We start from the raw sequence: 16,596 nt of genomic DNA, 5'->3' as shown, positions 1-16,596 counted from the left end.
CCCCAAAGTTGACCCCCAAATTTCTGGCGAAAACCCCTAAAAAATTTGGATAGCCCACATTCTTCCCAAAACATATGATTGTGCCTTTTCTTATTACCTATAAATGAAATCGTTAATTATGACTTCATCTACACAATTTTGTATTTATTCGTCTCTTGTATTCAAAGTATTTAAAACTATAGCTCATCTTTTCTCCCTTTCATATAAGTGCGTTAAATTCATCGCTCAATCGTATTGTCTAAAATCTAACAGGTTTGCCTGTAGGATCCAGATAGCTCTTTGTGGAATCACTTTGAAAGGAATGACAATATGAAACAGTATCATTTACCTACTGTATATTCAAAAAGGATCGTTTTAATCGGTCATTTCATATATATTTATTAACTATTCGAACTCTTCACATTCATAGTTTTACTAAACATATTTGTTTAAAAAATCATTTTTTCTGTCCTTTTTCATATATATTTTATACTATTTCTACATCATTTACAAGCTAATGGTATCAAACTGGTATCATTTTATTGGTATCAATAATTAGTTACCAACATATGATAATCTTAATTTTACAAGTATTATTTTATTGATTTTTAGCATATTTATTACACTTTTTTATGATTTTACAGTTTTTTTGATTGTGTCATCACATAGAATAATCATTTTCGACTTCAGTATCGTAATTTCCAGTGGATTCTCTTAATTTTCATTCATTTGTTTGAATGTATTTCACTAATTTATACTATTAAAATAATTTTTCAAAATAAATAGAAGTATTTTAGAAGCACTTATTAATCTTCAATTAAACAGAATGAACTAAATATTATGAAAAAATACTTATTCTAAAGTTGGAAATTCCTATTTCCTAGATTTACAATTTAATAAACAATGTACTTAAACTGAATGGAACAGAAAAAACTAACTTACACAAAAGAATACGAATATGACCATTATCTATACTCTTTCAAAATAGATTAAACGAATATCTGCATAGATAAGCAAACAAAATATATGAGTTCCTAATGCATAATTTCAGTAAAAATATAACATTACTGAAAAAACAATAATTTAATCAGTTATTTGGAATATAACAAATGAATATGAGAAACAAAATGTCTGAAGAAATGATATTAAATGAACATATTTATAAATAGACACGATTGCAAATCACATTAAGCATTTCTATTTTATCTCATTTAAAATCAAAGTATCATATGGATTTAAAACAAGTACATTCTCAATAACTTCCCCTTTTTCATTAACATTATGAATAAATCGTTTCACAGTCACAACACTTTCTAAAACATATTGCTTATTTACTAAATCTTTATATGCAATTCTTATAATAATTCTAAGTGGATTATTTAAATCTTTATTTTCATATTTCTTCCACTCATCATTCGATACAACTCTGTAGTATATAATATCAATACCATTAGAAACATACAAACTCTTATAAGATCTTGTAACTGTCTCCCAATTTTCGTTGTCAACTCCCATAATAAATGACTCAATAATTAAATCATTCGCTTCTCCACGTCCTATATTTTGAATCATTAAATATATATTAATACGTTTATCTTGTTTTTTAATAGAAATATCATTTGATAATGAAATACTATTTTGAACATATATATGATTACGTTTAGATAATCCAAATTTAATATTATCATGTATAAAATCAGGATGACATGTAATATCTAAAATAGGTTTATATTGAGCTGATAAGTTATTCTTTGTTTCATCATTTCTTCTATCAAATTCTTCCTTAAGTTCCTTTTCATGATTTTTTTGATCTCTTTTTCTAGTTGATTCAGTATACGAAATCGTCCATCCAACTCCTACCAAGGTCAAAGCTCCTCCTATAATCGAACCATAGAGATTAATCCATTCACTTTTTTCATCCGCCAATATGAATCCAAATAAAGAAGGTGTTGATACAATAAAACTAACAAAAGGTGGCACAAAAAACAATAAAAACACACTTATTAATAAAACTATAAATTTATTTTTCAAACTTTTCTCTCCATTCTAAACATATATTTTTATCTAATTCATTAGTCATAATCATATTTCAAACAATATAATTCATCAGTAGCCGTGTATTCACTTCCTCTTTGTGTTTTTCGTCCAATTTCACTATATAAATATAAATTCACTTTAGCACGACTACATAAAACATATAGTAAATTATTTGTTTCATGTGCTCTTAACTCTTTTTTTGAATCTTTAAAAATATAATCCCAATGAGGTAAATGTCCATTAAGCAAATCAAACGCTATCACTGTATTATATTCTTCACCTTTTATGCCATGGATTGTATTAATTACAACTCCTTCTTTTTCCTTAAAATAATTACACATTGAAACATAATCAGTAAATAAATTATAATTATTAATTCTTTCAAAAGTTCTTTCTAAGAACGCAGCATAGACCTTTAACAAGTCTTCTTCATCTGTAAAATTTAACCCTATTTTTTTAATAATTGTCTCTACTCCGTTCTTAAAATACTCCATTCCATCACTTTTTTTAGGAACAGAATTAACTATTTTCAAGAATGAAAAAGTATCTATATTTTGTTGAAAATTTATTTGATATTCTGTAGATAGTATTTTCATAAATTCTAAAGCATATTTTTTTCTCATCTGAACATTTCTACCTGAAGGTGTAAATAAAAGTTTTGCTAATATATAAAAAGGATTTATTGGATCAAATTTAAATGGAGAAATATCAGGAGCATCAAATTTTATATTCGGAAGATATTTTCGTAATTTATTCGCAAGTGGATAAATTTGATACCATTGTGGTGCAACAATACATATATCTTTTTCTGCTACCCCTTCGCCTATCTTTTCAAGAATTATATTTGCAAATTCTTCTGGAAGCCTAGATACATCAATTTTATAATTGTAAGAAATATTACCTTTATCATACCGATTGCTAGACTTTGAATAAACATTTGATTTGATATTCTCAAAATTGGAATAATAATCTATCATTCTTTGTGTGGAGCGATAACATCCATTTAACTCTTTTTCACAAAACTTAACACCAAACAATTCTTCTAATTCATTACATTTTTTTGGAATTCCGCCTAGATTGCTGTATATAGCTTGGTTGGGATCACCAACAAAAAATAGATTAATTTTCTTATTAGATTTGAAAATTGCAGCTAATATTTCATATTGAAATTGATTAGTATCTTGATACTCATCTACATGAATACTCCTAAACAAACAAGAAATATTTTCTGAAATAAATTGATAGTTAGTTACTAAATATTTTGATATTTCTAAAATCATATCAAAATCTATTTCCTTATTATCTTTTAACCTTTGATGATACAACTTATTAATTGAATCAAACTCTAATGGATTCTTAAATCCAACATCTATTCCTAGCTTTTTTGCTATTTCTAAACAATATTGTCTTTGAACATACTCATCAATAACATGATATCCTTTCTTTAAATCATTTGAATACATTGCATATGGTCGAATGATAAAATTCATACAAAACTGATGAATTGTTCCTGTCCAAATAGAAGATAAATCTATTCCCATTTCATTTAGTCGAACATCTATTTCAATAGCAGCTCTATTGGTATAAGTAATTGCTACATTATATTTTTGAGAATCAGGATATTTTTTCTGAAAAAATGCCAAACGATAAGTTAAAGTTCTTGTCTTTCCACTTCCTGGACATGCCGTAATTAAATAGTTTCTCAAATCATTACATACTTCTCTCTGTCCACTATTTAAAATATTTAAAAATGAAAACTCATCATTCATTTTGCGTTAACTCCATACGATATTTAAAAAACTTTGTTAATAAATCATCAGGTAACTTATCAGCAAATTCTTTAATAACTTCGTTGATATCTTCTGTATTAAATTTATTTTTTAACTCACTAATTGTTTCATCTTCATCATACATATCTAAAACATAAATACCAATTTTTCTTAATATTGATTCCGTCAGTACTTGTTGTGAAGAAAAAACTAGTGCTTTAAGGATATAGTCTGGAATGACTAAATTATTATCAAGCATAGAAGACAATACTGTAGCATACCATCCTTTTCCCATATCTTTAGCTACTGTTAACACAGAATCATATCTATTTACAAAGGAATCATTAATATTCTTTATATGCTTATCTATTGTTGTTTGTTTTGAATAATGATTTCTAACAACATTTTCTACATATTTACGATTTTTTGTTTCATTAACAAAATCAACTTCTAATGTATATGGAGCATAAAAACTATCAACCCACGGATTTTCACCATATAAACTGTCTAATTTATCTTTTCTTGTAGTTCCTCTTTTCGCTGCTTCTTCGCTACATTTTGTAGAGCCTTCAACAATACTATCAAGATCAGTTAAAATTGCACAATGTCTATGTAATCTCTCATTTGAAAAAATACTTGCTATATACTCAAATGAAACGCTTCCTATGTTTATTAAACCTATACCTATTTCATCTAAAGAAATCCCAAAAGCATTTTTTACCATTGCTGGTATTAAAATCTCCTCGCCATCTCCTTCTACTAAAATCACACCTTTTGAAAATAATAAAACTGAACGCTTAGCGTCTAAATATCTTTTTAAACAATCAGATAGCTTTAAATCCTTTAAATCAAGTTTTATTTTTCCAAAACTATCTAACTGATTTGTAGGTCTCATAACCTCAGAAATATAAGGCTTTGATGAAATAGAAATCACATTTACTTTATTAATATCGGCAACTTCAGACAAATGTGTAGAGTGTGTTGTCATTAAAACCTGTGTATAATTAATAGATAATCTCAAATTATCAAATAAAGCTTTTTGAATATGCGTATGTATGTGTGCTTCAGGTTCTTCTATAACCATAATATTTATTATTTCATGATTTCTTTCATATTCAAACTCTACTAATTTTAAAGCAATGTATAATATATTTAAGTGTCCTAATCCTAATAAATCTATATCATCATAATCAGAAGGAAGAATAGATAAATATCTTGCTAAAGATTGAATATCCTCTTTTAGTTTTGATTCTATATAGATGTTTGGAGAATATGTCAAGCCTACTATTTCAGATAATTTATTATTAAGCTCTAATCCAATATTTGATACTTCTTTAATTGAGGATATTAATGTATTCAATTCATTAATTTTGTCTTTAATACTATTTTGATCTTCTTCTATTATATTGCTTTGAACAACATCAAATACTCTTCTCAAAGGATTTTTTGGTTTTCTCATTTCTGCTTCAACATCTCGTAATGCATCTATAAATACCACTGATATATGTCGCCATACATCTAATATATCAATCTTAGTACCAAGCAAAGATAAGTCATCTTCCTCTGGAGATATATAACTATATGAATTAAAATTACCTACAATTTTCGAATAGATATTTAAATCCGTAAAATTTGCTTGAGATCTTGAAGTATAATAAAATTCATAATCATTTAGTGATATACTGCTTCTTATTTTTTCAAATGCTTCACTGTCTTTTGCATTAGCTAACTCTGTCCGAATTTTTTTAATTGGTCTAATATACAAAGTGACAGTTCCATAATCGAAACCTTCACAGCGAATATGACTTTTTAAAAATTCTACATCTTCATCATCAGGAATTATTTCGCCACAAACCTCACATTGTCTATCTTGTATTGATATTTCATCGAAGAATGCAGAAATTATAATCCAATGTCCTTTCCAATTATCCAGTGATTTAGAAAAATCTGTTTCTTTTAATCTCTTTGTATTATAATAATAATTACTATCTAATAAAATTCTTAATGCTGTTATCGCATTACTTTTTCCAGCATCATTTTCACCAATTATAGTATTGGCTCCTTTAGCAAACTCAAATTGAGCTGATTTAATATTTTTGTAATTTACAATTTCTAGATATTTCAAATACACTATATTCCACCCCCTCAGTTTTCAATAATTTGTTATTAATACTTCTCTAGTAACCAAAGATTTATCTTTGATCTGATAATTAGAATTACTATAAGAACAATTAATGTAATTAATATTAAACCCATTGGTTAAACACCAATTTAATAATTTGTTATGAATCTTTCCTTTATGCTCAATTACATTAGACAGGGCAAAACGAATATGTTTTTCGTCACAAAGTTTTAAAAAACTTAATAAATCTTCTTCGTCTTTTTCAGTCCATCCTCCATTTTCGTTATATGAAGCATCTCCTAAATAGTAAGGTGGATCTAAATATAAGAATGAATTAATTTTGCTTATCTTATCAACATCTAATCTTCTAAAGTCTATATTTTCAAAACTAATTTCTTTACTATGTAACTTGTCCATGAACAACTGTAACTTTTTTCTTAAACTTCCATTAAAATCTCTTTTTCCTACTGGCAAGTTAAATTCACCCTTATTATTAAATCTAATTTGATTATTAAAACTATAAATAATCAATAACAAAAATAAATCATCTCTCTTTTTATTAGAATTATTGTATTCCTCTCTCAGTTTCAAAAATTTATCCCTATTATATTGCCCTACTCCATTGCCACTATTACAACCATAAAATTCATATCCATTCTTATACGTATTACTTAATGAAAAATTATCGATTAATGCATCTAAATGATTAACCAAATGATAATATTCCTCTTTTTGAAGATAGTTAAATAAAGAAATCAATCTATCATTAATATCAACACAAATAATTTTCTTTGCTTCAATATTAGCCCCTACATTTCCTCCACCAGAAAAAACATCAAAGAACATATCTATATCTTTTGGGAATTTATCCATTAATTGAGTTAATATTCTATATTTACCTCCAGTATAATTCAGGGGTGATTTTACCAACTCATTTGTGTTATTTATAACTTGTTTTTTTTCTTTATGACCAACAATACATAAAAATAATCTTTCTTTATGATCATCTAATTTTGTTTTACCAGTATTAAATAATGCATATTCTTGTTCAAACACTCTCACTTCACCTTTTTGCCCTAAAATATCTAATATTTGAGAATCTGTTATTTTAGCATTAGAACGAGCATTTCCCTTCTCTCCAGTGTTATTATAAGAAACTAGAATATATTTTGCTTTAATATTCTCAATTAAATCAGCAAATGCATTAGCTGCTTTTGCAGTACAATACTTACTTTTCAAATTTGAACGATCCATCTTTCTAGCAGTTCCAAAAACTTCTGGTTTATTGTTTAATGCAACATTTTCTAAAAAATGGTATGCATCACAATATTGTCTAGAATTATATGGTGGGTCAATATAAACTAAATCAGCTGTAATTTTTTTAACTAATTGATTAGAGTCTTCACAATAGATTTGATTATTTTCATTGTTGTTATTCTTGATATCAGGCATAAGCATAATTAACTCTTGATTTAAATTACCATTTTTTCTATATGCGTCATAATGACCAACCGTATTTGCAATTTTATCAATGCTATATAGCAAACTGCAAATTAAAATAGATCTTTCTCTTTTATTAATTTTTTTATTTTTGTATAGTTTATCAATATCATCACGTACAAACCCAACTTTTCTCATATTTTCTTTACTTAAATATGTATCCGTAAAATTATTTGAATAATAATTGTCATTTTTTACAGAAACATTATTATATTCTGCTATTATCTTTTCTACTTTATTTTCATCAATTATTTCATTGGAAAAGAATGTATCATAAGCAACAATATTTGTCTTTAAAATATCATTTATCATAATAGAATATTTGTCATTAAAACTATAACCAACTACCCCAGTTCCTCCAAATAAATCTAACACTGAGTCAATATCAGCACAATTTTGGTTTACCACTTCATGAATAAAAGTAATTAATTTTGTTTTACTTCCTAAATATCTTCTATTGCTCAGTTCAAATTTATTCATCGTCCTCACCTTTCATTTCCATTTTATGCATCGTATGCATCTACTTGCATATTATAACATTACAAAAAAAGCAAGTAAATAAATACTTGCTAAATCACTTCAAAAATTTTATTTTTCCAATTAGGATCAAATTGCTTCTTTACCATATCAAACGAAACCCTTGTACTTACTTCTAACGCACGTGCATTTTTACCATTTTCAATTAATGATATTAATTCTTTATTTTCTAATGGCATTATTACAACATTATCTGTAACTTTCGAAGATCCATTTGTTGCTTGTAATGGTACAGATGACACTGCTCTCCATATATTAGTAGTGTTTAAATCTAATTCATCGGCAATAAAGAATGTCATTACCTCTTTAGGCTCTTTTTCAATCTTTAAATTGATAGAATGTCTTAATACCGGTTCCCATTCTCCTCGTTTTTGAGCTTGCTTATTCATTAACGTAACTTCCAACATTACAACACGATCTGTATATTCAATAACTATATCGCCTGCACCACCTCCAGCATGTGTTTCAGGCTCATAATCTGCATTAAGTGAAAGATTCATGCTATTAAGAACATCAAAGTCTTTACCTGAGAAATAGTACCAAGCAATTGCTACAATATATTCATAAATTGTTGGTACAGTTGCCGATGGATTTACCATAGCTTTAATACGACTATCATTTCGTCGATCAGAAACTAATTTCAAAATTTCTAAAATTTTTTCTTTTGGATATTTTTCTTCTAAATGTTGAATAAATTCCATTTGTTTTTGAGATGATAATATTACCTGCAAATCTTTTGAATCTACTGAATGATATTTTCGATTCAGTAAATTCATAACTTTATTAAGTAACATATGATTAATATTAAATATTGTCGTTATTTTCACGTGTCTACTCATATAACTATTATAATTACCTTCATATTCATCTATTGTTTTATCATCTAATTCACCAAATATATAATCCTTCAATCCTACATTTTTTAATAATTCTTTAAAAATATCTTTATATGCTAACTCAACAATTCCATTTTTAAATTTTATAATACCCGTTACCTTCATCAAACGAATTGTTGTATCAGAATACTCTTTTACTGAATCTACTTTTTTAGAAATCAAAAATCTTGTATATAATTTTTCGTTCAAACTTTCACAAAAAATATCCAATTTATTTTCTTCGAAAAAATCTTCAACAGTTTTAACCTTTGAATTTAAAATAAATAAACTTTTTCCATAACCAAATGCTTTATTTAACATTTCTTTATTAGAACGATAATATTCTAACATCTCATTGAAAGTAAACTCATTTGGATTATTATTAAATTCAAATATACGATTGTAAAACTCATAATATACATCAACACTTGTTTTTTGCTTAGAATTATAAAAATATTTCTTAAAATTTAATTCATCAATAATATCGTTTGAATAAAATAATTCTGGTATTCTTTTATTGGTAACAATATTGATTTTACCACTTAAATAATCATTTATCATGTTATCCACATTACTTATTGGATGATATGGAGTTTGAAGTTGTACAATATTTCTAAAATCTTCAACTGAAACATTATCATAATATAATAGTAAATACATTGCCATAATCATAGGTGAATAAAATGATCTTTTATTTTCTTTTGCTATAATTTTTAACTTTAAAAGTTGTCTTAAGTATAATAGATTTATGTTATCTATCGGTAATATTTTTTCAAAATCATCTCTTTCAACTTGTTTATTCGCCAAAATGCTATTACCAACATTCGTAATTCTTCTGTCTTTATCAACTAGTCCTAGTTTAACCAAAGTACTAGTATAATGCCTTGATCTAGCTTCAATCGATTTATCAAGAATATCTATAAACTTTTCATATTTTGGTCCTAATGAAGCTATAAGTTTAACAACGTCAAGATTATTAAAGCTTTCTTTTGTTTTTCTAATTTCCAACATTTCAACAAATTGGTCATAATCATTATGCTTTTTAAAAACATCAGAACAATACTCCACTGCTTTTGCATAAAATTTATATTGTGATAGCCCTACTGGAAATCTTTCCCATTTTATCTCACGTGATTCTTGTTGTATTTCATCCAAAATTTGCAAATATACTTGCATTGCATTCACAACATCTTCTCTTCGTCCATTTGTATTCATCAAATTAAATACTTGAGACTCATTAACTAACATATTGAACATCACCTCTTTTTATAATAGAATTATTTTTAAATATTATCTCATTTATTGAAATTAGCTTCAATACAAACTCCGAAAAATTGAATTTTTTTGCTACAAATAAAAAACTATGACATTAGATATTTTATATATTTATCATAGTTTATAAATAATTGTATTCCTAATAAATGTAATTTTCCTTAATGAATTCCATCACAACATTTTCAATATCATTCATTTCTTGAACCCATTTCATTTGATTTTTTTCTTTAAGCTCTTCAGTAATATTTCTTTTGATTTTATATTGTTCAATTAGTCTGTCATACAATGCATTTGCTTCATCATCTATCCTTTGCAGATGTTCATTTAATTCACCACTTGTTAATAGATTTGTATAAATGATTGGTCGATACTGTTTTAAATACTGCAATCTTTTTCTACCAAATCTTGTTAAATGTATTTCTTTTTGAGGTGATAATGCTAGTTTTGGATATAATAATCCATTGATTTCTTCATATTCTATTTTCATCTTGACCTTTCCTTTCTTCTTTTTTGTTTTTCATGTTCCTTTATAAATTTATTGATACCTAATGAACGTTCTTCGATCTTTTGACAAAGCATGAGTTCTTTCCTTAACTTTCCAATCTCTGGTGTAAATGACTTTGCTAATTCCTTTTGTTCATCTTTTTGTTCTTTGGTTTTATATTTTCTCACTTGATTTCTTGCTTTTTGTCTTTCTTTAATAAGATGATTGAGCTGATTTTCAATCTTATCCATATGATTGTATAAATCATCAAATGTTTCTATTTTATTCTTACAAAGAATGATTGTCTGCTGATTAAGCTCCTCCATTTTCTGTACTGCTATTTGCAGTTCTTTCTTTTCAAACGAACTTAATTTACATCTGTTATTGCGTGGTAAGATTTTTAATTTGTACTGATAATGAAGAAACAATCTCTGCAATCCTGTTAATCTTCTTTGTTCGTACTGCTGACAGTATGGCTTTATATCAAATCCTAATCTACCATATGATGATGTATCATATTTATCTTTGTTGAAATCTAATATTCTATCAATAATTCTTTCTTTTGTATAATCATTACCTAATGATTTTAAACGAATAAATTTGCGATGTAATGGATGTCTAACAGAGATATTTTTTTCTGTTATTTTGATTTCATAACCCTCTAGTTCAAGTTCATTATAGAATTGTCTATCGGTATAACTCACACTGATTGCCTGATCAACTGCTTCTCTAACAATCTCTTTAAGCCTATCATTATGAAAAACCTGTTTTCTTGACTTGCCTACATATTGTTTAAATTCCACAACTGATAGATTGTGTTCCCTGCATAATTCATCAGATATATTTCTCATATTTTTAATATCATTATAGGTGTTGTAATATCTTTTTCCATCTACAAATGATGTTGAATTTAATAGAAAGTGATTATGAATATTATCGGTATCTAAATGTGTTGAAACAATTACTTCAAATCTATCTCCCCACATTCGTTTTGCAAATTCTACTCCTAACTGATGTGCCAAATCTGCATTGACTTCATCTTCTTCAAATGACTGATAGCCATGAAATGCCAGTATTTCACTTTCATCATGAAAATGCTTTTTTGTATTGACCATGCTTAATTTTGGATTGTCAAATGAACAATTGAGATAAGTCACATATTTCTTTTCAATCGTCTTTTCATTATTGGTTGTATAATCAATGACTGTTTCCAATCCAACTGTTTTGTATGGATTGGAAACATAATTGACTAAATGATCTAAACGATTCTTAACTGCCCACATTCCTGTCGTTGCCATTAGACAGCACCTCTTATCATAAATTCAGTTGATGATATAAGTGACTTTAATTGACTCAACGTTGATAATGTTTCCTGTTCAATTAACGGCTGATAGTAAACTAATTTCACAAGCTGATTTAAATTGTTACCAATAGAATTGAACTCATTAATAAGTTTTTGATAATCAACTGATGGCTGTTCTTTTGGAACACTTTTTAATAAAGTCGTTCTCATATATTTCTCTCGGCTGGTATAACCTGCTTTCAAAACAAAACTATTTAAGAGTGCTAATTCATCATCAGTAAATCTGACTTTCACTTCTTTATTTCGTTTCATATCACATTTCACTCCTTTCGCTGGGTCTTAGGGTCATCCCTAAAAATTGTAATTTGCCCCCAAATTACGCTGCTTGCTAATACAGTAATCACTACATTTTATTTATTTTTAATTGAGTAACCATAACTATATAAGTGACGGTGTGACGGTCAAAACTGACTTCCATCACATCGTCACACCGTCACCTTTTATAGCTTTTCATCGCCTTCATAAGTCAGCCTCATTTGCCTTGCTTTATTCTTTCTTGGCAATCCTTCATATTTAATATAGCTATCTGCTAAAATTTCTTTGTTCTTTTTTAGTAACATTTGAAGCCCTTTTCCACTTAACTGTAACGACAGTTTAGAACATAATACTTCATGAGAACCTTCATAAACTTTATTACGCACAACATAATTGACGACTTTGCTTAAATTTTCATCAATATGCTCATCAAAATCATTTTCAACCACCTCAAAAGTACAGTTTTCATTTTGAAATAAAGTTAATTCATCATCTGGAATATCTTTACCCTGTATGGCAAGTTGTCTATTCTTTGATAAAAAATTTCTTTTAAACATCACTAGAATACTATCTGAACCAGCCGGTAAGCCACGACTACCATATATTGCATCAAATGGATTATTAGGATCAATTTCCTTTTTGACATGTGTGATCATGATGATTGATAAATTATATTGAAAAGCAAGTTCGTGGTATATTGTTGCTTCTGCATATTCATTATCATAATCTCTTTCCTTGCTTTTTCTCATTTTTGCAAAGGTATCTATTACCACCAACTTTAAATCTGGATTAACTAATAATTCTTCCTGAATTCTTCTTTCTAAGTTATAATTGTGGTCTGATTTAAGAATATCAATAACAAAATGATCATTTTCTTTTATATTCATTCTTTTAAGTCGTCTTTGAACTTTATGTTTATGATCCTCAAAAGCTAAATATAATGATGAACCCTTCACAACCTTTTTACCAATAAAATCTTTTCCTGTAGAAATTGCTTCGGCAAGCTGTAATCCAAAGAAAGTCTTTCCTGCTTTTTGAGGGGCACCTAATAAAGTGAGACCAACTGAAATCATATCTTCTACAATATCAGGCTCATCATTCATTTCCATCGTTAATAACTCAGTGACAGTAAATCGCCCTCCATATTCCAATTCTTTCTTTGTCTGTATGAAGCCTTTATTGTAAGATAAGGCATTTTTACAAATTTTATGGACTTCATTAGCACTTAATAGCGGTACACATCTTTGTTCATTTTCTTTTTGTATACATACTTGAATGGCTTCATCAGTTAATCCTTTTTGTTGAAGAAAGCATGCAATCTTATACAAATAGTCATTACGTTTTCCTTCATATATCTTTTCATAATCTTTAAGTTGTTTTGTAGGATAGTTATCTTTTCTATTGATAAAATCATAAACTGCTTCATTAGCTTTTGCAATTGGAGTGTCTAAAGATACAAAATATTTTCTGTCATCTATTTGACTGCCAGCACCAACAACATATCCACCTTCACCTTGAATATCTATTTCTTCATATAAATCAATATGACAAGGTATATCTCTATCTACATAGTAGTAAAAATGCCAATCATCGTTTGGGGTTCTTACAATTCTTGTATTTGGAAATTTCTTAATATAAGGCTCTATAATTTCCTTACCATTTCTTTCGTTGTTATTAGCAACAACAATAACAATGAAACCATCACCTGTTTTCACACCAATATTTGCATTAGGATATTCCCTCCACCAAGTTTGAACTTGATGGAGGTCATCTGTTGCTTCTTTTTTCCAGGATTTTAATATTTGTTCACTTTTTGAATTGACTTTCAACGGAAATATTTTAAAATGTTCTTGAGCATAGTTTAAAGCTTGATCTAACATAGGATTCATTGGCGTGCCTCCTTGTTGGCTTTAATCTCTGCTTTTTTATTTTCCTTTAATCCGTTGATTGTTAAAAGTAATGTTTCTAAAATAACTGCTTCATCTAACGTTAAATCGTCTAGCGAAGATAATTCTTTAAATCGTTTTATAAAAATTTGAAGCTGATTCTTCAAAGATTTATATACATATGAATTAGGTTGAACAGTGATTTTTTTATCTGTTGAACATGCTATTAAATAATCTTGTTTTGTAAGTCCCGACATTTTGACTTTTGCATTTAGAATTTCATTTTCTTCTGGCGATACTCTAAAAGCAATAATCTTACTGCGATAACGTCCTTGATAATCTTTATTCTTCTGTGACATTTTTAAAATCCTCCTCTCGTTGTAAATTTAATTTTTGAGCAATTTTCTTACCTTTTGATGGAAACAGATGAGCATAACGATAAGTAATGTCAATACTTTCGTGTCCTACCCTATCAGCAATAGCTACTGCATCAAACCCCATCTCAATAAGTAAGCTAACATGTGAATGCCTTAGCCCATGAATACGAATTTTCTTTAAATTTGTTGCTTTGCACCCTCTTTCCATTTCATGATGTAAATAAGATTTTGAAATCATGAAAATTCTTGCATTATCTTTCCAGCCATATAGACGTGAAATATAATCCTGCATTTCTTCAACCAAAAAATGAGGCATGACGATCGTACGATTACTTTTTTCCGTTTTAGGTGATGTAATGACATCTCTACCCCTAATTCTTTGATATGATTTAGAAATTTTTACAGTTTCTTTTTCAAAATCAAAATCACTGGGAGTTAATGCTAATAACTCACCAACACGAAGTCCACACCAATAAAGCATTTCAAACGCATGAAAGGAAACATCTTTATCCATCATAGCCTCAGAAAACTTAAGATATTCTTCTCTTGTCCAAAACTCAATTTCTTTTCCTTTTTCTTTACCCATATTCCCAACAGTTCTTGCTGGATTAGATGGTAAATCGTAAAATCTAACTGCATAATTGAAAATAGAGCTTAATTGATTGTGAAGTGTTTTCAAATAACAAGGAGAAAATGGTTCTCCCTTGTCATCTCGATAAGCCAACATAGTATTCTGCCATTCAATCACATCATTTGCTTTAATTTCATTGATTTTCTTATCACCTAAATAAGGCAAAATTTTTGTTTCAATGATATATTCTTTTGTTTGGATTGTATTTTCCTTAAGACGATGAGAACAGTCTTTCAAATACAATTCAACAAAATCCTTGAAAAGCATATCTAAATTTTTAGATTCTTTTAAAAGAAATGTTCTTTCAAATTCCTGAGCTTCTCTTTTGGTTTTGAATCCTCGTTTTAATTTACGAGTTCTTTCACCTTTCCAATTCACATAGCGAATAGACACAAACCATGTTCCTTTTTTCTCATCTTTGTAAACAGGCATATTTCATCTCTCCTTCCTATAATCTTACACCGTAAAATCTTTCTTCAAAATATTGCTTACTTACTCGACCACGTATTGTAAAGAACCCTTTATCTTCAAGTTCTTTATTAAGCTGTTTAACAAGATTGTATGCATATGCTACTGACATTCCTGTTACCTTAGCAATATCTTCAGCACTTATAAATAAGTTTTCATCTAACATATTCACACCTCCATTCTTTTATATGTAAAACGTGGTTTTGAGATATTAAGCAAATTTGTTTAGTTATCTTATAGCCACAGTATACTAAACATTTATGCTTAAGTCAATAATTAATTAAACTTTTTTGTTTAGTTTTTAATTTACACATTATTTTAGTTTTGTTATAATGTATATTGAAAAAAGAAAAGAAAGGAGCAACTGTTATGTCCGTAGGTACTAGAATCAAAAGAATAAGAAAAATTCGTGGAATGACTCAAAAGGAATTAGGAATTGCTCTTGGATATGACGAAAAGAGTGCTGATGTTCGTATTGCTCAATATGAATCAAATAAACGAACTCCAAAACAAGATACAATTATGAAACTAGCCGAAATTCTTGATGTTAACTACAGAACGTTACGTGACCCGTCACCTTTTAATGATGAAAACGCAACATACTGTGCTGAAGAAATCATGAATATACTCTTTTCTCTTGACGATCAAGGTGTTATACAGCTTTTTAACTATACTGATGAAAGTGATAAATATGATCCAAGAAGGATTATTGGTATCAATATTAAGTATCCTCTTGTTCAAAACTTTTTGAAAGAATTTAAAGTTCGACAAGATGAGTTAAAAAATGGTGAAATCACCCAAGAAGAATATAATGAATGGAAACTCAATTGGCCTAAAACATGTGATGATTTAGGAAAGTTTAAACCATCTAAAATTTGGCGAAAGAAATAGTTCACTCATATTCAGTGGTATCAAAACGGTATCAAAATTGAATGTAAAACAAAAAATGCCCCATAAAAAGGACATTTTTTCATTTCATCAACTATTCGAACTCAATCGTCCCTGGAGGCTTGCTCGTAATATCATACACTACCCGAT

Annotated in this window: 14 protein-coding genes; 1 reads left to right on the top strand and 13 read right to left on the bottom strand. The window is 27.9% G+C overall.

What is annotated here, in order from left to right:
* Positions 1 to 1,176 precede the first annotated feature (1,176 nt).
* From ACLRVU_RS15335 to ACLRVU_RS15280, 12 genes are all read right to left on the bottom strand, one after another.
* A complete protein-coding gene (locus tag ACLRVU_RS15335; protein ID WP_161129565.1) occupies positions 1,177 to 2,010 on the bottom strand; it encodes a CidA/LrgA family protein in 834 nt (277 codons plus the stop codon).
* Between the two features lie 41 nt (positions 2,011 to 2,051).
* A complete protein-coding gene (locus ACLRVU_RS15330; protein ID WP_161129564.1) occupies positions 2,052 to 3,785 on the bottom strand; it encodes a UvrD-helicase domain-containing protein in 1,734 nt (577 codons plus the stop codon).
* Positions 3,778 to 5,916, bottom strand: a complete 2,139-nt coding sequence (locus ACLRVU_RS15325; RefSeq protein WP_161143134.1) for an ATP-dependent nuclease — start codon at positions 5,914 to 5,916, stop codon at positions 3,778 to 3,780. Before ACLRVU_RS15325 ends, ACLRVU_RS15330 begins: the two co-directional genes overlap by 8 nt.
* Before the next feature lie 21 nt (positions 5,917 to 5,937).
* On the bottom strand, positions 5,938 to 7,887 hold the full coding sequence (locus ACLRVU_RS15320; protein ID WP_161129562.1) for a Dam family site-specific DNA-(adenine-N6)-methyltransferase: 1,950 nt from the start codon (positions 7,885 to 7,887) through the stop codon (positions 5,938 to 5,940).
* Positions 7,888 to 7,976: 89 nt separating this feature from the next.
* Entirely contained in the window at positions 7,977 to 10,067 is a 2,091-nt protein-coding gene (locus ACLRVU_RS15315; protein ID WP_257340718.1) for an AlwI family type II restriction endonuclease, read from the bottom strand.
* 166 nt (positions 10,068 to 10,233) lie between these two features.
* Positions 10,234 to 10,581 (bottom strand): TnpV protein, encoded by a 348-nt coding sequence (locus ACLRVU_RS15310; protein WP_161129529.1) that lies wholly within the window; start codon positions 10,579 to 10,581, stop codon positions 10,234 to 10,236.
* Positions 10,578 to 11,876: a relaxase/mobilization nuclease domain-containing protein gene (locus ACLRVU_RS15305; protein WP_161129528.1), complete on the bottom strand. Its 1,299-nt coding sequence runs from the start codon at positions 11,874 to 11,876 to the stop codon at positions 10,578 to 10,580. Before ACLRVU_RS15305 ends, ACLRVU_RS15310 begins: the two co-directional genes overlap by 4 nt.
* A complete protein-coding gene (locus tag ACLRVU_RS15300; RefSeq protein WP_335340999.1) occupies positions 11,876 to 12,205 on the bottom strand; it encodes a plasmid mobilization protein in 330 nt (109 codons plus the stop codon). The genes ACLRVU_RS15305 and ACLRVU_RS15300 overlap by 1 nt, the downstream gene beginning before the upstream one ends.
* A 176-nt stretch (positions 12,206 to 12,381) precedes the next feature.
* Positions 12,382 to 14,085, bottom strand: a complete 1,704-nt coding sequence (locus ACLRVU_RS15295; protein ID WP_161129526.1) for a bifunctional DNA primase/polymerase — start codon at positions 14,083 to 14,085, stop codon at positions 12,382 to 12,384.
* Positions 14,082 to 14,441 (bottom strand): plasmid mobilization protein, encoded by a 360-nt coding sequence (locus tag ACLRVU_RS15290; protein WP_161129525.1) that lies wholly within the window; start codon positions 14,439 to 14,441, stop codon positions 14,082 to 14,084. The genes ACLRVU_RS15295 and ACLRVU_RS15290 overlap by 4 nt, the downstream gene beginning before the upstream one ends.
* Entirely contained in the window at positions 14,425 to 15,522 is a 1,098-nt protein-coding gene (locus ACLRVU_RS15285) for a site-specific integrase (protein WP_161129524.1), read from the bottom strand. Before ACLRVU_RS15285 ends, ACLRVU_RS15290 begins: the two co-directional genes overlap by 17 nt.
* A 16-nt stretch (positions 15,523 to 15,538) precedes the next feature.
* Positions 15,539 to 15,724, bottom strand: a complete 186-nt coding sequence (locus ACLRVU_RS15280) for a DNA-binding protein (protein WP_161129523.1) — start codon at positions 15,722 to 15,724, stop codon at positions 15,539 to 15,541.
* Between the two features lie 203 nt (positions 15,725 to 15,927).
* On the opposite strand from ACLRVU_RS15280, the gene ACLRVU_RS15275 reads away from it, so the two are divergent.
* Complete coding sequence (locus ACLRVU_RS15275) at positions 15,928 to 16,449, top strand: helix-turn-helix domain-containing protein (protein WP_161129522.1); 522 nt, start codon at positions 15,928 to 15,930, stop codon at positions 16,447 to 16,449.
* 91 nt (positions 16,450 to 16,540) lie between these two features.
* Here the strand turns inward: ACLRVU_RS15275 and ACLRVU_RS15270 are convergent.
* On the bottom strand, positions 16,541 to 16,596 hold a 56-nt coding region (locus ACLRVU_RS15270), incomplete at its 5' end, for a hypothetical protein (RefSeq protein WP_412892358.1).

It is taken from the genome of Beduini sp. (genome assembly GCF_047239305.1).
GTDB lineage: Bacteria > Bacillota_I > Bacilli_A > Erysipelotrichales > Coprobacillaceae > Beduini.
Note: the sequence above shows the minus strand (reverse complement) of the source record. Positions and strands in the feature narration are given on the sequence as shown.